Origin of the sequence: Streptomyces rectiviolaceus (assembly GCF_039533825.1) — a bacterium.
Classification (GTDB): Bacteria; Actinomycetota; Actinomycetes; order Streptomycetales; family Streptomycetaceae; genus Streptomyces; species Streptomyces rectiviolaceus.
Map to the genome: position 1 here is coordinate 1 of NZ_BAAAUG010000088.1, position 17,827 is coordinate 17,827.

A 17,827-nucleotide genomic window follows, 5' to 3' on the forward strand; every position below is an offset into this window, starting at 1 on the left:
CGGGGCCTGGGCAGGGGCCCCCGGAGTCACCGGAGCCGCCGGGGCCACGGGGGACTGCACCGCGGCCGGGGCGGCCGGGGGCGGCGCCTGCTGCGGCTCGTCCACCGAGATCCCGTAGTCCGTGGCCAGACCCTGGAGTCCGCTGCCGTAGCCCTGTCCGACGGCACGGAACTTCCACGCGCCCTGGCGCCGGTAGAGCTCCCCGAGGACGAACGCCGTCTCCACGGTCGCGTCCTCGCTGTCGTAGCGCGCGATCTCGGCGCCGTTCGCCGCGTCGACGACCCGGATGAAGAGGCCGGGGACCTGGCCGAAGGTGCCGCCGTCCGTCGACGCGGCGAGCACCACGGTCTCGATGGCGGGCTCCACGCGCGCGAGGTCCACCACGAGCGCGTCGCTCACCCGGCCGCCGTCGGTCTTCTTGCCCTCGTGGCGCACGGCGCCGGAGGAGTGGACCGCCTGGTTGTAGAAGACGAAGTCGTCGTCCGAGCGGACCTTTCCTGAAGAGGCGAGCAGCAGTGCCGACGCGTCGGCGTCCGGCACCCCTGCTCCTGAAGTCCACCCCAATTCGACGCGCACGGCAGGTGCCGGCACAGGAACATTCGATCCTTTAGGCATTGTCATGTCCGCCCCCATCGCAAGTCGCCACGTCCGGCCAAGCTGCCGTCCCGTTCATGACCAACCTATTACCCGGACCCCTGAGAGGCCCACGCCCACCGCCGACACCCCGCCGCACAGCCTTCCCGTCAACCTTGCGTCAACCGCCGGTAACCCGTACGGAGCTTGGCTTTTACACGATCCGTACGCCGCTCTGCGACCGATTTTTCCTAAGTTCGCTCGCATTGGGGATGCCGAGTCACTACCGACACGTAAAACAACCCTCTTATCGGTCTCCCCAACCAGCACATCAAGGGCTTAACTTATGTGTCATGACCTCCCCCCGCTCCACCTATGGCGGCGGTTACTACTCCGCGCCGTCCTTCCCGGACACTCCGATCTACGACTCCCTTGTCGCCGAGCGGGGTACTCCTCAGATCGCCCCGATCCGGGTCCCCTCCGCGTACGACACGGGCAGTCACCTGCCCGCGCTCCCGGTAGCAGCCCTGCCCGCTCTGCCGGCGGCCCCGTCCCACCACAACCCCGCGTACGGCTACGCCCAGCAGCAGCACGCGCCGCTGCAACAGGCGCCCGCGCCGTACATCCCGCAGCAGCCTTCGGCGCCGCGCGGATACCCGGGCCCGCAGCAACAGCAACAGCGTCCCCCGGCCGGAACGGGCTACGAGGCCATGCGCCCCGCGGCACCCCGCCCCGCCCCGGCGACGTACGAGGATCCGTACAACCGCCCCTACCGCGGCTACTGATTCGCCCGCATGCGTCCCTGTCAGTGGCTGCTGGCAGGATGGCCGCATGCCGAATCCAGCGCTGCACTCGATCCACTACTACCCGCTCAAGGCGGTCGGGGGACACGCTCCGCGTGAGGCCGTCGTCGAGCCCTGGGGACTCGCGGGTGACCGACGGTGGGTCCTGGTGGACAGCGACGGACGGATCATCACGCAACGGCCACATCCGAGGCTCGCGTTGGCCGCCGCCGAGCTCTTGCCCGGCGGCGGCATACGCACGTCCGCGCCCGGCATGGAGCCGCTGACGGCCGCCGTGCCGCCCTCCGGCGAGACCGTCACGGTGGAGATCTGGAAGGACAAGGTCGAGGCGGTGCCCGCCGACGCGGCGGCACACACCTGGTTCAGCGCCTACCTCGACACGGACGTCCGGCTCGTCCACCTCGACGACCCCGCGACCCGGCGGCCCATCGATCCCGCGTACGCCAAGGACGGCGAGACCGTCTCCTTCGCCGACGGGTATCCGCTGCTGCTGACCACGCTCTCCTCCCTCGACGCCCTGAACTCGCTCATCGCGCAGGGCGATCACTCCGACGAGGGGCCGCTCCCCATGAACCGTTTCCGGCCGAACGTGGTCGTGGACGGGACCGCGCCCTGGGCCGAGGACGACTGGTCGCGCGTCGCGATCGGCGACGTCACCTTCCGGGTCGCCAAGAAGTGCGGTCGCTGCGTCGTGACCACCACCGACCAGCGCAGCGCGGAGCGCGGCAAGGAGCCGCTGCGGACGCTCGCCAAGCACCGCCGCTTCGGGGACCAGTTGGTCTTCGGCCAGAATCTGGTGCCGGAATCGACCGGATCCATCCGGATCGGTGACCCGTTCACCGTCCTCGATTGAAGGTCCCCGGCGAGGGAACTCGGAGACGGGGCACGGTCGTTGAGCGTGGATGAGAAGGGTGATTTCCCTCTCTCTTCATCCCGCCGACGCGTGGGCCGTGCCGTTCGCGGTTAAGACGGACGCGGAAGGGGGTGCAGGACTGTGCGAGCACTCGTCGGACTCTGGCGCTGGCGGCACAATCCGCTGCGCCGGAAGACCGACCTCCTCGAAGCCTGGGTGGCCTGCGCGGCCGTGCTGCTCATCGTCGTCGCGGCGCCGCTGGCCGGCTTCGCGATCGGGGGCCTCTCGCAGGACGCCCTGCTGCAGTCGGTGCGAGAACAGCGCGAGGTGCGTCACGAAGTCACCGGCACGGTGGTCAAGAAGGTCTCGAGACCTCCGGTCGACCCCGATCCCGAGACGTCGTCCGCGCGTGACAGGCACAGCCGTGTGCTCGCCGATTGGATCGCGCCGGACGGCACGGCACACTCCGGCACGGTGCTCGCCGACCTCCGGTCCCCCGATCCGGGCGACCGCTTCCGGCTCTGGACGGACGAGCACGGCCAGGTGGTCGGCCGCCCGCTGGACGACGCGACCGCGACCACGCATGCGGCCCTGGCCGGATTCGGCGCCGCGGCGGCGGTCGCCGGACTCGTCGAAGGGGCGAGGCGACTCGTCGTCTGGCGGATCGTGCTGCGCCGCTACGAACGCTGGGACCAGGCCTGGGACAAGGCGGGTCCGGACTGGGGACGGACCGGCACCGGCTCCTGAGACGCCGAAGGGGTTCCTGAGGCCGGTGAGAGACCGGCGATGACCAGGTGAGAGCCTGGCGATCGGGTCAACTCGCCCTCGCCGCGCGCGCTACGGTGGACCGGCCGAACTCTTCGGCACCTTGCGCGAGGGTCGTGAGGTCCCGCGTACGACAAGGTGGGGGCAGAGCAACTCCATGGCACAGGGCACGGTCCAGGTGACGCACACCGGCACATCGCGGTGGCGGCGCCGCACGGGTGAGTACGCATCGCTCGCTGCCGCCTTGGAGGCCGCGAGCGACGGGGACGTCCTCACCATCGCCCCCGGCACGTACCGCGAGAACCTCGTCGTCCAGCGGGCGGTGACGCTGCGCGGACCCGAGGGCTCCCCCGGCTCCGTGCGCATCGCGCCCTCGGACGGGGTGCCGCTCACCGTCCGGTCGTCCGCCGTGGTGCAGGACCTGCATGTCGAGGGGCAGGACTCGGCCGCGCCGGCGCTCCTGGTCGAGGACGGTGCGCCCGAACTCATCGACGTACGCGTGGTGACGCGTTCCGCGGCCGGCATCGAGGTGCGCGGCGGCGCGCGCCCGACGGCGCGGCGCTGCACGGTCGACAACCCCGGCGGCATCGGTATCGCCGTGCTCGACGGCGGGGGCGGTGTCTTCGAGGAGTGCGAGGTCGTCTCGGCCGGGCAGTCGGGCATCGCCGTACGCGGCGGCGCGCACCCCCGTCTCGAGCGCTGCCGGGTGCACCACGCGTCCGGCGCGGGGCTCTCGGTGACCGGTGAGCACTCGGGGCTCGAGGCGATCGGCTGCGAGGTGTACGAGGTCAAGGGCTCCGGCGTGCAGATCACCGGGCGGGCGGTGGCGCATCTGACGGACTGCGACGTGCACCGCACGACATCGGACGGCGTCACGCTCGACACGGACGCCGTGCTCACGCTCGCCGACTGCCGGATCCACGACATCCCGGAGAACGCGATCGACCTGCGTTCCCGCTCGGTCCTCACCCTGACGCGTTCCACCGTGCGCCAGTTCGGGCGCAACGGCCTTTCGGTGTGGGACCCGGGCACGCGCGTGGACGCCAACCAGTGCGAGATCCACGACAGCACGGGCGACTACCCCGCGGTGTGGGTCAGCGACGGAGCGACGGTCGTCCTGGAGTCCTGCAGGGTGCACGACGTGCCGGACGCGCTGTTCGTCCTTGACCGCGGTTCGCGCGCCGACGTCGTCGACAGCGATCTCTCGCAGGTGCGCAACACGGCGGTGTCCGTGAGCGACGGCGCGACGGCGCAGCTGGACGACTGCCGCATCCGCGAGGCCGCCACCGGCGCGTGGTTCCGCGACCACGGCAGCGGCGGCACCCTGGCCAACTGCACGATCGACGGCGTGCAGACGGGCGTCATCGTCACCAAGGGCGCCGACCCCACCATCGAGCGCTGCACGGTCACTTCACCCGCGGAGGCGGGTTTCTACGTCTCGGCGGGTGGCCGCGGCAGCCTGCACGGCTGCCGCGTGACGGACAGCGGCGGCTACGGCTTCCACGTCATCGACGGATGCCGTACGACACTGAAGAAGTGCCGTACGGAGCGGTGCGCGCGCGGCGGCTTCGAGTTCGCCGAGGACGGCCCGCTCGTCGAGGACTGCACCAGCGACGAGAGCGGCGGGGCGCGGACCACGGCGTCCACGACATCCGCGGCGAAGGAGTCCGCCCCGCAGACGGCCACGCAGTCCGTGGGGCTGCTCGGCGCGATTCCCGGGCAGCGCACGGATCTGGCGCCCGCGACGACCACGACCCCCGAGCCGCCGTCGCGCTCGTCAAAGGACGTGCTCGGCGAACTCGACAAGCTGGTCGGCCTGGACAGCGTCAAGCGCGAGGTGCGCGCCCTCACCGACATGATCGAGGTCGGGCGGCGCAGACAGCTGGCGGGGCTCAAGGCCGCCTCCGCGCGCCGCCATCTGGTGTTCACCGGCTCCCCCGGCACCGGCAAGACGACCGTGGCACGGCTTTACGGCGAGATCCTGGCATCGCTCGGCGTCCTGCAGAGCGGGCATCTGGTCGAGGTGTCGCGAGTCGACCTGGTGGGCGAGCACATCGGGTCGACGGCGATCCGTACCCAGGAGGCGTTCGACCGGGCACGCGGCGGTGTGCTGTTCATCGACGAGGCGTACGCGCTCTCGCCCGAGGACTCCGGGCGTGACTTCGGCCGGGAGGCCATCGACACCCTTGTGAAGCTGATGGAGGACCACCGCGAGGCGGTGGTGGTGATCGTCGCGGGCTATACGGCGGAGATGAAGCGTTTCCTTTCGGTCAACCCCGGTGTGGCGTCCCGCTTCTCACGCACCATCACCTTCGGCGACTACGCCCCCGAGGAGCTGCTGCGGATCGTCGAGCAGCAGGCCGATGAGCACGAGTACCGCCTCGACACGGGGACGGGCGAGGCCCTCCTGAAGTACTTCACGGCGCTTCCGAAGGGTCCCGCGTTCGGCAACGGCCGCACCGCGCGCCAGACGTTCGAGGCGATGGTGGAGCGGCACGCGGGGCGGGTCGCCCAGTTCGATGAGCCGAGCACGGACGACCTCACCCTGCTGTATCCGGAGGATCTGCCGGAACTGCCGTGACCGTCACGGCGGGCTCGGCGGGCTCCACCGACTGCGGGCGCGGTGCGGGCACGGCGGGCTTGAGCCGGGCGAGCAGCCGGGCGCGCTCCTCGGCGAAGGCCGGGTCAGCCTGGTAGTCCCCGTGGCCCAGGATCGGTGCGGGCAGCGGGTGTTCCTCCGTGCGTCCGTAGACCAGGGGGTCCTTGAGCGCGTCGCGGTCGACCTGCGGTCCGTCGCCGTCGGGGATTACCCGGACGGGGCCGCCGATCGGGTCGGTGGGGCGGTGCAGGTTGCGCCAGCAGTCGACCTCGCGGTGCAGCGAGCTGAGGGCGGCCGGGCCGAAGTGGGCGGGGAACCAGCGTCCGTAGAGGCGCTCCAGAGGTGAGCCGTACGTGAGGAGGGCGACCCTCTTGCGGACGGAGGGCCACAGCTGCCAGGCGGCCGCGGCGGCCAGGACGCTGCCCTGCGAGTGGCCGGAGATGACGAGCCTGCCGCCCGTGGCGCGCGTCGCGCGGGTCCAGGTGTGCATGCGCCAGGTGAGGTCGGGGACGGCCCGCTCGGCGTAGCAGGGGGGCGCGAAGGGGTGGGCGGCGCGGGGCCAGAACGTGCCGACGTCCCACAGGATGCCGATGGTGCGGCGCGCGGAGGGGTCGCGGTAGGCGCGGCGGCCCCAGGTCACGAACAGTATGAAACCGAAGCCGATCAGCCAGGAGCCGAGCGCCTGCGAGGTCTCGGCCGCCCCTTCGAAGAAGAGGGGCAGCCCCTGCGCGGCCTCGCTCGGTACCTCCTCGCTCACCCAGGCGCCGACGAGCGCCCCCGCTCCGAGCAGCAGTGTCACCGCCGAGGTGATGCCCACGAGGAGCGGGGCACGGTCGGTGAGGGCGGCACGCGCGCGCGTGCTCGCGATGCGGCGGCTGCGGGCCGTGTCCTTCTGCTCGCCCGGGTACTCGCTCGGGATGTTCGGCCGGTCGCGGCGGGCCCGCCGCCAGGTGCGCACGCCGAGCCAGCCGCAGAGCGCCGCGACGACCACCAGGAGGGGCGGGATCACGGAGGCCTGCCAGGTAAGGAGCACGGGCGGGCCGTCGATGGTGCCGCCCGAGCCGGGCTCGCCCGAGCCGTCGAGCCAGTCGGCGACACGCTGGGCGCCGCCTCCGGACATCACGCCGCCGAGCGCGCAGGACAGCATGGCGACGGCGGGTCCGGCGAAGCCGCGCAGGGCGGTGCGGGGGTCGGGGGCCGTGCGGTAGAGGATGCGGGCGACCACCGCGAGGGCGATGACCAGGAGCCCCTGGACCAGGGCGATGCCGCCGAAGGTCGCGTTGCCCGGCAGCCTGCCCTCGGAGGTCCACTCGGGGCGTGACCACCCGGCGTACAGGAGCGTCAGGACGAGCAGTGTGAGCGCGCCAAGGGGCAGCCGGCGGATCAGCTTCTCGTCCAGATGCCGGTCGAGCTTGTTCTCGCTGCGGCCCCTGCGCCAGACCACCAGGACGACGACGACCCCTCCCAGGACGAGCGTCACGTCGAGGATCCAGCCCAGGGTGTCGAGCAGCGCGGGTCCGCCGGACCGCCGGTCGTGGCGCGCGGCCGATGTGCCGACCGCGGCGGCCACCGTGAGGAAACCCGCGGCGGTGTGCGCGGCCCGCAGGCGGGCCACCAGGCGGCGCCCGTACCAGAAGCCGGGCCTGCCAAGAGCGGTGCGCCCGATCTCCTCCTCCGGGTCGTCCTGGTGGGGCAGCGGTGTCTGGGACTCGTACGCGCTCCAGGTGCGCTGCGACAGGTACCAGAGCAGCCCGGTCAGGGCGGCGGGCACCAGCGCGGCGAGCGCGAGGCGGCGTCCCGGCTGGCTCCACCAGCCGCCGTGCCCGGAGGCGTCGGGCGCCAGGAAACCGAGCCAGGAACGCTCGGCGGCGCACTCGGGGGTGCCCGCGCACTGCCAGGCCGTCAGGTCGATGGCGACCTCGCAGGCCGCGGCGACGAGCAGGACGGTGAGAGTGAGCCCGGTCAGCCGCACCAGGAGGCCGTACGCACGGACCGTCTTCCTCATGCGCCGCGACGTGGGGCGCATCCAGTGCGCGAGGTTCACGACCATGAAGGGCAGCAGCAGGAGCCACAGGGCCCGCGAGCCGTTCCCGGAGGTCAGATTGCACCAGACGTACGCCTCGGGGACCGGTTTGCCGCGGTAGTCGTCCGGGCGCTTCTCGGCGTCGGCGTCCTCGGTGCGGCGGAACACGGCCGCCGTTTCGTCACCGGAGATCCGGACGGTCCTTGGATCGCCCAGCATCTCTTCCGGTGTGGTGCCCCCGACTCCGTGGACGAGGAGTTCGAGAGCCGTCTCTTCTCTGTGGTCAGCTGCCACTGTTCCGCTTCCCCCGATGTGCGTGTGGTCAGGCAACAAGGATCTCCGCTCACGGCCCCGTCCACACCCCTCGTCACGTAATCTCCCCGTTCCGGGTGAGCACGCGTTCGGGCGGTGGGCCGCCCGTCGGTGGCGCATGCGAGGATGAGGCAGCGTATTTGAGAGGCGTGACGGGTGTGACGAGGCAGAAGGGCCGGGACGGACGTGAGTGAGAATCAGAACCTCCTCGCGGAGCAGCGCCGCGCCTTGATCCTCGATGAGGTACGCCGCCGGGGCGGGGTCCGCGTCAATGAACTGACCCGCAAGCTGGGCGTGTCGGACATGACGGTCCGCCGCGATCTCGACGCCCTCGCCCGCCAGGGCGTCCTGGAGAAGGTGCACGGCGGCGCGGTCCCGGTGGTCGAGGCGAGCACGCACGAGCCGGGGTTCGAGGCCAAGTCGGGCCTGGAGCTGAACGCCAAGGAGGACATCGCGCGCACCGCGGCCTCCCTGGTGGCGCCGGGCACGGCGATCGCGCTCTCCGGCGGCACGACGACGTACGCGCTTGCCCACCATCTTCTGGACGTGCCGGACCTGACGGTGGTGACGAACTCGGTGCGGGTCGCGGACGTCTTCCACTCCGCGCAGCGCACCTCAGGCCAGCGTCAGGGCGCGGCCACCGTGGTCCTCACCGGCGGGGTGCGCACCCCGTCGGACTCGCTGGTCGGCCCGGTCGCCGACCAGGCGATCGGCGCGCTGCACTTCGATGTGCTCTTCCTGGGTGTGCACGGCATATCGGCGGAGGCCGGTCTGTCCACGCCCAACCTCGCGGAGGCGGAGACCAACCGGCGTCTGGTGCAGTCGGCGCGGCGGGTCATCGTGGTCGCCGACCACACCAAGTGGGGCACGGTGGGCCTCAGTTCGTTCGCCACCCTGGAGCAGGTCGACACGCTCGTGACGGATGCCGGGCTGCCCGCGGAGGCGCGGGCGGAGATCTCCGAGCATCTGCGGCGTCTGGTGGTCACGGGCGAGCCCGATGAGCCGGGGCCCGACGAGCAGGCCGAGCAGGCCGAGCACGGCGGGAGCGTCGGGCAGGCGGAGACCGCCGGGAGCACCGCAGACATCTGACGGTCCGCCAGCTATGGTGACGGTGCCCGGTCAACGACCCGATTCCGCTTGGGGGCTGAGTTCGATGGCACGCCGACTGAGGTCCGTGGGGCTCGAGTTCGTCGAGTCCGCTCCGGTGCGCCTGGTCTTCGCCCGTGAGGTGAGCGCGCCCCCGGAGACGGTGTACCGCGCCCTCGCCGACGACATGGCCGGCTGGCCCGAGTGGTTCACGGCGGTCACGCTGTGCCGCCCCACCGACGGAGGCAAGGGCCGCGAGGTCCGGCTCAAGGGCGGTACGCGCTTCCAGGAGACGATCGTCGCGACCGACGCGGCAGAGCGGTACGCCTACCGCGTCGACGAGTCGAACGCCCCGGGTCTGCGCGCGCTCGTCGAGGAGTGGCGGCTCACCCCGGCCGGTACCGGGACCCGCGTGCAGTGGACGTTCGCCGCGGATGGCGCCGCACCCTTCCGTTTCTTCCTGAAGCTGGGCAGGGCAGGCATGGGCCGGGCCTTCCGCGACGCGGTCATGGCCCTCGACCGGCGCCTGACGGCGGCCAACGCCTGATCCCCGTACGGCCGTTGCGGGCTGCTAGGTCCATGTGCCGTTCGCGAGGAGCGACTTGATCGCCGCCGCGTAGGGCGCGATGTCCAGACCCTGTTCGGCCAGCCACGCGTCCGAGTAGTACTTGTCCAGGTAGCGGTCGCCCGGGTCGCAGATGAGCGTGACGACGCTGCCCGTGCGGCCGGCGGCCACCATCTCGGCGACGATCTTCAAAGAGCTCCACAGGCCGGTTCCGGTCGAGCCGCCCGCCTTGCGGCCGATCGCCTGCTCCAGGGCGCGCACGGCGGCGACGCTCGCCGCGTCCGGCACCTTCATCATGCGGTCGATCGCGCCGGGCACGAAGCTCGGCTCCATCCGGGGCCTGCCGATGCCTTCGATGCGGGAGCCGCAGTCGCTGGTGGCGTCCGGGTCGTGGTTGGTCCAGCCGTCGAAGAAACAGGAGTTCTCGGGGTCGGCGACGCAGAGCCGGGTGTCGTGCTGCATGTAGTGGACGTAGCGGGCGATGGTCGCCGACGTGCCGCCCGTGCCCGCCGTGGCGACGATCCACGCGGGCTCCGGATAACGCTCCAACTTCATCTGCTGGTAGATCGATTCGGCGATGTTGTTGTTGCCGCGCCAGTCCGTGGCCCGCTCCGCGTAGGTGAACTGGTCCATGTAGTGGCCGCCGGTCTCGACGGCGAGGGCGGCCGACTCGGCGTACATCGTGCGCGAGTCGTCCACGAAGTGACACTGGCCGCCGTGGAATTCGATCAGTCGGCCCTTCTCGGCGCTGGTCGTGCGGGGCATCACCGCGATGAAGGGCACTCCGATCAGCTTCGCGAAGTACGCCTCGGAGACGGCTGTCGAGCCGCTGGAGGCCTCGATGACCGGGCGCCCCGGCCGGATCCAGCCGTTGCAGAGGCCGTAGAGGAAGAGCGAGCGGGCGAGGCGGTGCTTGAGGCTGCCGGTCGGGTGGGTCGACTCGTCCTTGAGATACAGGTCGATGCCCCACTGTTCCGGCAGCGGGAAGCGGAGCAGGTGTGTGTCGGCGGAACGGTTGGCGTCGGCCTGGACCTTGCGTACGGCTTCTTTGAGCCAGGCCCGGTACTCCGCGTCGCTGCGGTCCACGTCGAGCGTGGTCATCGGCTCATCGGCTTGATCCTGCTGTGCGGTGCTCACGGCGCGGCTCCTTGGCGTCAACCTGGCCGCGCTACGAGCGGGCCGGACGCCTCGATCATATGCACCTTCCGCACGCTTCTCACCTGCATAAACACACCTTTGAGCACCTCAAAGGCACACCTGGCGCAGTCGGTCGGCACAGCGGCGCGGCACACTGGTGAGGGGACTGCGTCCACTTATGACCACGTCTTCATACGCACTGGTGCTCGACGCCGGGTGCGTGCAGACTGCACCGCACGGGAAGGCGGTCCCGTACGGAACGGCATACCGAATCGCTCAAGGGGGCGGAACGTCATGGCGGAGCCGGATTTCACGGCCACAGGCGTGCGGATCGGACGACGGCTGCGCTCCCTCACCCGGGCGGGTCAAATCCGTATCACCGACGGCAGGTTCGAGCTGCTGACCAGTTACGGCAAGGAGATCGACAGCGCGCCCGTCCAGACCGTGCGGGCCGGCAAGCCGTGGTTCGCCGCCCACGACCGCGCCCTCGCCGAACTGAACGGCACGCGCTATCGACTCACCCTCGCCGATCATGATCCGGCGCCCGGCAAGTCCGGGCCACCCACGGTGCGCAAGTTCATCGACGCGGTACGCAGGGCCGGAGGCAGCAGGGCACGCGCCTGAGGGGCCCCTGCGCTCCGGGCGGAGACGGTGCGAGTTGCAGGCTCGCACCCCCTGAGTCACTCTGGTCTCACATCACTCTGGGTTCACCGGCGATGACGCTGCGAACCAGCCCGCCGGCCAAGAACAGCAGCCGGCAGACCCCGCGGCCGCTGCTGAATCCGATCGTCGTCTTCTTCCGGACCGCAATTCGGGGAGTCGCAGCCGTGATCAGCCAGCCAAGCAGGTATTGCACAGTAGAGCTTCAGGCTCTGCCGTCGCGGATCGGCCAGGTCCGCAGAATCGTATCGGCGCAGTTGCGCTACTGGCGTCTCGATCCCTTGATAGACAAGGCCGCGCTCGGTGTGACCGAGCTCCTGACCAACGTGCACCGGCACGCACAGCCGGACAAGGTGTGCACCGTGGAGATCGAGCTGCTGCTCGACCGCCTCACGGTCTCCGTGCACGACCACGACCCCCGCCTTCCCGAGGTGCGCGACGCCGAGCCGTCCGCGACCTGCGGCCGCGGGCTCGCCATGATCGCCGCCGTCAGCGAGAGCTGGGGGGTACGACCCCACGGCGACACGGGCAAGGTCGTCTGGTTCACCCTTCCGGCCCCCGAGTCTGCCGCCCCGCTGCCGTCCAGGTACCCGGCGTACGGCGCGGCAACGGCCGGTCCCTTCGCGGACCTGGGCACCGGGCCGCACTCCCTCGCCGACGGGCACGCGCCCGGACATGCTCCCGCCCGGTCGGCCGTTGTCGGCTGACCGGGCGGTGACAGGCTCCGCGGAGCGGGCGTCCTACGTCACTCGGTGGCGATGGCACGCAGCACGTCCAGGCGTGCGGCCCGCCGTGCCGGACGCAGACCCGCGAGGGCTCCCGCCGCCAGGCCCACCAGGACGACCACCGTCAGCTGCACGGGTGGCACCGCGAACGCGAAGGCACTGCTCGTCGCGCCGTCCGAGGCCTTGACGAGCACCCAGCCGAGGAAGCCGCCGAGCGCAAGGCCACCGGCCGTGCCGAAGGCGGCGACAAGGACCGACTCCCAGCGGACCATGGCCCGCAGCTGCGCCCTGGTCTGTCCGACGGCACGCAACAGGCCGAGCTCGCGGGTCCGTTCGTGGATCGCGAGGGTCAGTGTGTTGGCGATGCCGAGCAGGGCGATCAGGACGGCGAGCGCGAGCAGGGCGTAGACCAGCGTGAGCATCATGTCGATGCCACCGGCCGCCGACTGCGCGTACTCACCACGGGTCTGTACATCCGGATTTCCGTACTCCTGCGCGGTCTTGGAGACCGCCGTCTTGCCGTCCTGCGCGCTCACGCCTTCCTTGAAGGTGACGGACACGAGGCTGTCCGCGTCCTGCATGCGGTGCGGCGCCCAGGCCTCGCGGGTGATGACGTAGTCCCCCGCGAGCTCCGACTGGCCGTACAGAGCTCGGACGGTGAAGGTGGCCTTCTTGCCGTCGGCGAAGGCCAGTTCGGCCTTGGAGCCGACCTTCAGGTCCTGCTTCTCGGCCTCCGCGCGGGTGATCGCGATGCCGTTGGTGCCGAGGCCGTCCAGGGTCCCGTCGACCTTGCCGAGGTCGAAGGACTTGGCGAAGGGACCGGGGTCGGTGACGGTCAGGGCGCGCCCTTCCCCGTCGATCTCCGCGGCGCCCTTGCCGAGGCCGACCGCGGTCGCGACCTCCGGCTGCTCGGCGAGGGCGGGGGCCAGCTTGGGGCTGAGTCCGCTGCCGCCCGCGCCGAAGCCGGGGGTGCTGATGGCGAGGTCGCCGGCGAAGGAGCGGTTCACCGTCTGGTCCATGGTCGCCTTCAGCGAGGCGCCGAAGACCGTGAAGAGCGAGACGACGGCGACACCGATCATCAGGGCGCTCGCGGTGGCGGCGGTCCGCTTGGGGCTGCGCAGGGCGTTGCGCCGGGCGAGCCCGCCCGTGACACCGCGCATCCGGTCCAGGGGCCCGCCGAGAATGCGTACCGCCCGCGAGGACGCGACGGGCCCGAGCACGACGAACGCGGCGAGTGCGAGTACCGCTCCGGCCCCTGCCAGCCACACGGACGGGGTCACGAGCACGCCGAAGAGCGAGAGGCCGACCGCGGCGAGCGCGAGGACCGCGCCTGCGACGGCGCGCCCCCGCGAAGCCCCGGAGTGGTCGACCGCGGTCTCGCGCAGCGCGGCCAGGGGTGCGGTGCGCCCGGCGCGGACGGCGGGCAGCAGGGCGGAGCCCAGGCAGACCACGATGCCGACCGCAAGGGGCAGCAGCATCGACAGGCCGCTGATCACCAAGTCGCCCTCGGGGAAGGGGAATCCGATGGCCGGGAAGAGTGCCTGGAGCCCGGCCGCGATCCCGATGCCGCCCGCGAGGCCCGCGGCAGATGCCACCACGGCGACCACGCTCGCCTCGACCAGGGTGGATGCGGTGACCTGCCGACGTGAGGCACCGAGTGCGCGAAGGAGGGCGTTCTCGCGGGTGCGCTGGGCGACGACGATCGCGAAGGTGTTGTGGATGCTGAAGGTGGCGACGAGCAGCGCGACCCCGGAGAAGACCAGCAGGAAGCTGGTGAAGAGGGTCAGGAACTGACCGGAGATGTTGTCGGTGTTCTCCGCCGCCGACGCCTCGCCGGTGATCGCCTCAACTCCCTTGGGGAGTACGGGACTCAGCGCGTCGACGAGTTCCCGCTCGCTGACGCCGGGCCCGGCCCGCACCTGGATGGACGCGGCCTCACCGGGCTTCGGGGTCAGGTACTTCTCGGCGTCGGCCTGCGTCATGCCGGTGAAGGTGGTCTGCGCCATGCCGTCCTCGCCACCGAAGGTCGCGAGGCCCACGATCGTCACCTTGACGGGGTCGGGGGTGCGCAGGGTGGTCGTGTCGCCGATCTTCAGGTCGCCGGATTCGGCGGCGCCTCGGTTGACGACGACCTCGCCGGACTTGGCGGGGGCGCGGCCCTCGGCCAGTTGGTAGGCGTTCAGCTCTTTGTCGGCGATCCAGTTGCCGGCGAGGGTGGGCGGGCCTTCGCCGCCGATGGGTTCCCTGTCCTTGCCGAGCAGTTGGCCCGCGCCCTGGATGCCGGGCGCGGCGGCGGCGACGCCGTCGGTCTGCTCGATCTTCTCGACGAGCGAGGTCTTGACGGGCTGCCGGGTGCCCTGGCTGTCGTCGGGGGTGGTGATGGTGTCGGCGCTGCGGACGACGGCGTCCGTGCCGCTCGTCGCGTTGCCGAACATCGTGTCGAAGCTGCCGCGCAGGGTGTCGCCCATGACGAGCGTGCCCGCCAGGAAGGCGACACCGAGCATGACCGCGAGGAACGTACCCGCGAAGCGCCGCTTGTGGCCGCGCAGCGAGGACAGGCTGATGCGCGCGGACGCGCTCAGGGAACTCATGACGGTGCTCCCTTGGTGCCGGATGCGGTGGTGCCGGATGTGGTGGCACCGGATGTGGTGGCACCGGATGCTGCCGCGGCCTTCGTGTCGAAGGCCTTGAGCCGGTCGAGGACCTTGTCGGCGGTCGGGTCCGCCATCCGGTCCACGAGACGGCCGTCGGCCAGGAAGACGACCTCGTCGGCGTGGGCCGCGGCCACCGGGTCATGGGTGACCATGACGACGGTGCGGTTCATCTGCCGCACCGCGCGGCCCAGGAGGCGCAGGACCTCCTCGCCGGAGCGCGAGTCGAGGTTGCCGGTCGGCTCGTCGGCGAAGACGACGTCGGGCCGGCCCGCGAACGCCCGTGCCACGGCGACGCGTTGCTGCTGTCCGCCGGAGAGCTCGGCGGGCCGGTGGTGGAGGCGGTCGCGCAGCCCCACCACGTCGATGAGGGCGTCGGTCCACTCGGCCGACGCGGCGTCGCCGCGCTTTCCGGCGAGGTCCATCGGAAGCGTGATGTTCTCGGCGACGGTCAGCGTCGGCACCAGGTTGAAGGCCTGGAAGACGAAGCCGATGCGGTCGCGGCGCAGGAGGGTCAGGCGGCGGTCGTCGAGCGCGCCCAGTTCGGTGTCGCCGATGTGGGCGGCCCCCGAGGTGAGGGTGTCGAGGCCCGCGGCGCAGTGCATCAGGGTGGACTTGCCCGAGCCCGACGGGCCCATGATCGCGGTGAACCGTCCGGCGGGAAAGCCGACGCTCACCCCGTCCAGGGCACGTACGGCGGTGTCTCCGCTGCCGTACACCTTGACGGCCTCGGTGACACGGGCGGCGTCGAGAGTGGTGGCGCTGCGGTGTCCGGTCGCGGTGGTCATGCCGCACCGCCCTTGGAGGTGCGCCCGAACTCCTCGTTCAGAACGGACAGACGCCGCCAGTACTCGTCCTCGTCGATCTCACCGGAGGCGAAGCGGCGGCCAAGGACCGCGATGGGCGAGTTCTCGTCGATGCGTACGTTCCGCTCGGCGCCGTCCCGCTGCCACGGCGCGCGGCGGCCCCGCCACACGGTGCGGCGCAGGAGGGTGATGCCGCCGATCACGACGGCCGCCCAGATGAGCGGGAAGAACAGGATCCACGGGCCGGGCCCGCCATCGAAGTGAGCCAGGGTGTTCATGGTGTCCATCTCCTCGGTAGCGATGTCTGCGATGCCTTGTGCGGCGTCTTGTTCGGCGCCCTGCGTGGCGTCTTGTGCGGCGCCGTGTGCGATGTATCGAGACTCGCGCTCCGAGGGGGTCCGAGTCGTCGTACGGCCAGCGACAGTGCGCGTACCACTCCGGGAGTACGTGGGGGCTGCGGGGCTGCTCCTGGCTCGCCTGGGGCGCTGTACCTACTGGTACGAACAGTGCGCACCGGCCGCCGCCTAGATTCTGTACCTACTAGTATGTACAGTGAGGTCATGAGCACCCCGGAGCGTCTGATCGAGTCCACCCGAGAACTGCTGTGGGAGCGCGGCTACGTCGGCACGAGCCCCAAGGCCATCCAGCAGCACGCGGGCGCCGGGCAGGGCAGCATGTATCACCACTTCACCGGGAAACCCGACCTCGCACTCGCCGCGATCAGGCGTACGGCGGACGAGATGCGCGCCACGGCCGAGCGTGCGCTGAGCGGCACCGGATCGGCGTACGAACGCATCGAGGCGTACCTGCTGCGAGAGCGGGACGTGCTGCGCGGCTGCCCGATCGGGCGGCTGACGATGGACCCGGACGTCGTCGCGAGCGACGAGTTGCGCGCGCCCGTCACCGAAACGCTCGACTGGCTGCGGGACCGGATCGCCGGAATCGTCGAAGAGGGGCAGGAGCGGGGCGAGTTCGCGGCCACGCTCGACGCGCGGGCCATCGCGGCGACGGTCGTCGCCACGGTTCAGGGCGGCTATGTACTGGCCCGCGCCTCGGGGTCGCCCGCGGCTTTCGACACCGGCGTACGCGGATTGCTCGCCCTGCTGTTCGCCGCCACCACCCCGTCTCCATAGCTGCCGCCCCGCCTTCTCCATAGCTCCCGCCTCGCCTTCCCGTGGCCACCGCCCCTCCCCCGCAAAGGACTTGAAGAGCAGTGCACATCACCCGTACCCGCCCCGAGAGCCAGGCGGGCCCCGCCGCGAACTTCACCGGCGTGGTGTGGCTGGACGAGATCGCCGCGCCGCCGCCTCCCTCCCGACTGCGGATGTTCAACGTCCGCTTCGCCCCCGGAGCCCACACCGCCTGGCACCGCCACCCGCACGGCCAGGTCCTGCACGTCCTGGAGGGCGAGGGTCTGGTGCAGCGCAAGGGTGGCGAGGCGGAGACGATCCGCGCGGGCGACACCATCTGGATCGAGCCGGATGAATGGCACTGGCACGGCGCCGCGCCGCGCACTTTCATGACACATCTGGCGGTCGTCGAGGCAGCGGACGACGGTACGACCACGCACTGGGACGCGCACGTCGGCGCGGACGAGTACCCGGTGGCTTGAGCGAGCCCGAGGAGCGAACCACCATGCACGCGATGCAGTACGAGATCACGCTTCCCGCCGACTACGACATGGGCATCATCCGGAACCGGGTGGCGACCAAGGGGCACCTGCTGGACAGCTACCCGGGTCTCGGCGCCAAGGCGTACCTGATCCGCGAGCGCGGCGTCGACGACTCCCCCGTGAACCAGTACGCGCCGTTCTACCTCTGGAACACCCCCGAGGGCATGAACTCCTTCCTCTGGGGCCCCGGATTCCAGGGCATCGTCGACGACTTCGGGCGACCGGAGGTGCAGCACTGGACGGGTCTCGCCTTCGCCGATGGGACGGCGTCCGGCGCGCCCGCCAAGTCCGCCCTACGACGCCGGATGCGTGTCCCGGCCCGCACACATCTCGGCGGCCTTGCCGTCGAACTCGCCCAAGAGGCCGTGCGGTTGGCGCAGCGGGAAGGAGCCGTCTATGCCGCGACGGCGATCGATCCGCGCACGTGGGAGGCGTTGCTCTTCTCCGCCTGGGACCACGATTCACCCAAGGGACAGGGGGATGCGTTCCGGGTCCTGCACCTGTCCGCCCCGGAGCGGGACCTCCTCCGCCGGGGGCAGCAGTGGTGAGCACGGACCACGCTGTTCGTACGGTTCATGCGGTTCGCCGGGTCCACGC

17 protein-coding genes are annotated in these 17,827 nt (G+C 71.2%); 11 read left to right on the forward strand and 6 right to left on the reverse strand.

Going from position 1 to position 17,827, the window contains the following annotated elements; genetic code table 11:
* A partial coding sequence (locus tag ABD378_RS24770) for a TerD family protein (RefSeq protein ID WP_344523932.1) occupies positions 1 to 615 on the reverse strand: 615 nt, incomplete at its 3' end.
* Positions 616 to 926: 311 nt separating this feature from the next.
* On the opposite strand from ABD378_RS24770, the gene ABD378_RS24775 reads away from it, so the two are divergent.
* The 4 genes from ABD378_RS24775 (at position 927) to ABD378_RS24790 (ending at position 5,575) form a co-directional block, all read left to right on the forward strand.
* Positions 927 to 1,358, forward strand: a complete 432-nt coding sequence (locus ABD378_RS24775) for a DUF6643 family protein (RefSeq protein ID WP_344523865.1) — start codon at positions 927 to 929, stop codon at positions 1,356 to 1,358.
* 46 nt (positions 1,359 to 1,404) lie between these two features.
* Positions 1,405 to 2,229 carry an MOSC domain-containing protein gene (locus tag ABD378_RS24780; protein WP_344523867.1) on the forward strand — a complete coding sequence of 275 codons (825 nt, stop codon included), beginning with the start codon at positions 1,405 to 1,407 and terminating at the stop codon, positions 2,227 to 2,229.
* Positions 2,230 to 2,370: 141 nt separating this feature from the next.
* Positions 2,371 to 2,976, forward strand: a complete 606-nt coding sequence (locus ABD378_RS24785; protein ID WP_344523869.1) for an Rv1733c family protein — start codon at positions 2,371 to 2,373, stop codon at positions 2,974 to 2,976.
* A gap of 175 nt (positions 2,977 to 3,151) precedes the next feature.
* Positions 3,152 to 5,575: a right-handed parallel beta-helix repeat-containing protein gene (locus tag ABD378_RS24790; RefSeq protein ID WP_344523871.1), complete on the forward strand. Its 2,424-nt coding sequence runs from the start codon at positions 3,152 to 3,154 to the stop codon at positions 5,573 to 5,575.
* Here the strand turns inward: ABD378_RS24790 and ABD378_RS24795 are convergent.
* Positions 5,535 to 7,910 carry a hypothetical protein gene (locus ABD378_RS24795; RefSeq protein ID WP_425583863.1) on the reverse strand — a complete coding sequence of 792 codons (2,376 nt, stop codon included), beginning with the start codon at positions 7,908 to 7,910 and terminating at the stop codon, positions 5,535 to 5,537. The two genes, ABD378_RS24790 and ABD378_RS24795, sit on opposite strands and share 41 nt — an antisense overlap.
* 204 nt (positions 7,911 to 8,114) lie before the next feature.
* Between ABD378_RS24795 and ABD378_RS24800 the strand changes: the two genes are divergently transcribed.
* Both ABD378_RS24800 and ABD378_RS24805 read left to right on the forward strand, forming a co-directional pair.
* Positions 8,115 to 9,017 carry a DeoR/GlpR family DNA-binding transcription regulator gene (locus ABD378_RS24800; RefSeq protein WP_344523873.1) on the forward strand — a complete coding sequence of 301 codons (903 nt, stop codon included), beginning with the start codon at positions 8,115 to 8,117 and terminating at the stop codon, positions 9,015 to 9,017.
* 64 nt (positions 9,018 to 9,081) lie between these two features.
* A complete protein-coding gene (locus tag ABD378_RS24805) occupies positions 9,082 to 9,561 on the forward strand; it encodes an SRPBCC family protein (RefSeq protein WP_344523875.1) in 480 nt (159 codons plus the stop codon).
* A gap of 24 nt (positions 9,562 to 9,585) precedes the next feature.
* Here ABD378_RS24805 and cds1 read toward each other — a convergent pair whose 3' ends face one another.
* Positions 9,586 to 10,680 carry an L-cysteine desulfhydrase Cds1 gene (gene cds1 / locus ABD378_RS24810; protein ID WP_344523936.1) on the reverse strand — a complete coding sequence of 365 codons (1,095 nt, stop codon included), beginning with the start codon at positions 10,678 to 10,680 and terminating at the stop codon, positions 9,586 to 9,588.
* A gap of 330 nt (positions 10,681 to 11,010) precedes the next feature.
* On the opposite strand from cds1, the gene ABD378_RS24815 reads away from it, so the two are divergent.
* Positions 11,011 to 11,340, forward strand: a complete 330-nt coding sequence (locus ABD378_RS24815; RefSeq protein ID WP_344523877.1) for a hypothetical protein — start codon at positions 11,011 to 11,013, stop codon at positions 11,338 to 11,340.
* Between the two features lie 203 nt (positions 11,341 to 11,543).
* The gene (locus tag ABD378_RS24820; protein ID WP_344523879.1) at positions 11,544 to 12,083 is read left to right on the forward strand and encodes an ATP-binding protein; all 540 of its coding nucleotides are present in this window, start codon (positions 11,544 to 11,546) and stop codon (positions 12,081 to 12,083) included.
* 38 nt (positions 12,084 to 12,121) lie between these two features.
* On the opposite strand, the gene ABD378_RS24825 is transcribed toward ABD378_RS24820, so the two are convergent.
* The 3 genes from ABD378_RS24825 to ABD378_RS24835 are packed head-to-tail and all read right to left on the reverse strand — an operon-like array spanning position 12,122 to position 15,836.
* Positions 12,122 to 14,683, reverse strand: a complete 2,562-nt coding sequence (locus tag ABD378_RS24825) for an ABC transporter permease (protein WP_344523938.1) — start codon at positions 14,681 to 14,683, stop codon at positions 12,122 to 12,124.
* A 5-nt stretch (positions 14,684 to 14,688) separates the two neighbouring features.
* Positions 14,689 to 15,540, reverse strand: a complete 852-nt coding sequence (locus ABD378_RS24830) for an ABC transporter ATP-binding protein (RefSeq protein WP_344523881.1) — start codon at positions 15,538 to 15,540, stop codon at positions 14,689 to 14,691.
* A complete protein-coding gene (locus ABD378_RS24835; protein ID WP_344523883.1) occupies positions 15,537 to 15,836 on the reverse strand; it encodes an SHOCT domain-containing protein in 300 nt (99 codons plus the stop codon). The genes ABD378_RS24830 and ABD378_RS24835 overlap by 4 nt, the downstream gene beginning before the upstream one ends.
* A gap of 282 nt (positions 15,837 to 16,118) precedes the next feature.
* Here ABD378_RS24835 and ABD378_RS24840 point away from each other — a divergent pair, with 282 nt between their 5' ends.
* From ABD378_RS24840 to ABD378_RS24850, 3 genes are all read left to right on the forward strand, one after another.
* Positions 16,119 to 16,691, forward strand: a complete 573-nt coding sequence (locus tag ABD378_RS24840; protein WP_344523885.1) for a TetR/AcrR family transcriptional regulator — start codon at positions 16,119 to 16,121, stop codon at positions 16,689 to 16,691.
* Positions 16,692 to 16,771: 80 nt separating this feature from the next.
* Positions 16,772 to 17,170 (forward strand): (R)-mandelonitrile lyase, encoded by a 399-nt coding sequence (locus tag ABD378_RS24845; protein WP_344523887.1) that lies wholly within the window; start codon positions 16,772 to 16,774, stop codon positions 17,168 to 17,170.
* Between the two features lie 23 nt (positions 17,171 to 17,193).
* A complete protein-coding gene (locus ABD378_RS24850) occupies positions 17,194 to 17,778 on the forward strand; it encodes a DUF4865 family protein (protein WP_344523889.1) in 585 nt (194 codons plus the stop codon).
* Positions 17,779 to 17,827: the final 49 nt, after the last annotated feature.

Coding starts and splice junctions, on each gene's coding strand:
- ABD378_RS24775 (WP_344523865.1), top strand. CDS start 927: ATGACCTCCCCCCGCTCCACCTATGGCGGCGGTTACTACTCCGCGCCG.
- ABD378_RS24780 (WP_344523867.1), top strand. CDS start 1,405: ATGCCGAATCCAGCGCTGCACTCGATCCACTACTACCCGCTCAAGGCG.
- ABD378_RS24790 (WP_344523871.1), top strand. CDS start 3,152: ATGGCACAGGGCACGGTCCAGGTGACGCACACCGGCACATCGCGGTGG.
- ABD378_RS24805 (WP_344523875.1), top strand. CDS start 9,082: ATGGCACGCCGACTGAGGTCCGTGGGGCTCGAGTTCGTCGAGTCCGCT.
- cds1 (WP_344523936.1), bottom strand. CDS start 10,680: ATGACCACGCTCGACGTGGACCGCAGCGACGCGGAGTACCGGGCCTGG.
- ABD378_RS24815 (WP_344523877.1), top strand. CDS start 11,011: ATGGCGGAGCCGGATTTCACGGCCACAGGCGTGCGGATCGGACGACGG.
- ABD378_RS24830 (WP_344523881.1), bottom strand. CDS start 15,540: ATGACCACCGCGACCGGACACCGCAGCGCCACCACTCTCGACGCCGCC.
- ABD378_RS24835 (WP_344523883.1), bottom strand. CDS start 15,836: ATGAACACCCTGGCTCACTTCGATGGCGGGCCCGGCCCGTGGATCCTG.
- ABD378_RS24840 (WP_344523885.1), top strand. CDS start 16,119: ATGAGCACCCCGGAGCGTCTGATCGAGTCCACCCGAGAACTGCTGTGG.
- ABD378_RS24850 (WP_344523889.1), top strand. CDS start 17,194: ATGCACGCGATGCAGTACGAGATCACGCTTCCCGCCGACTACGACATG.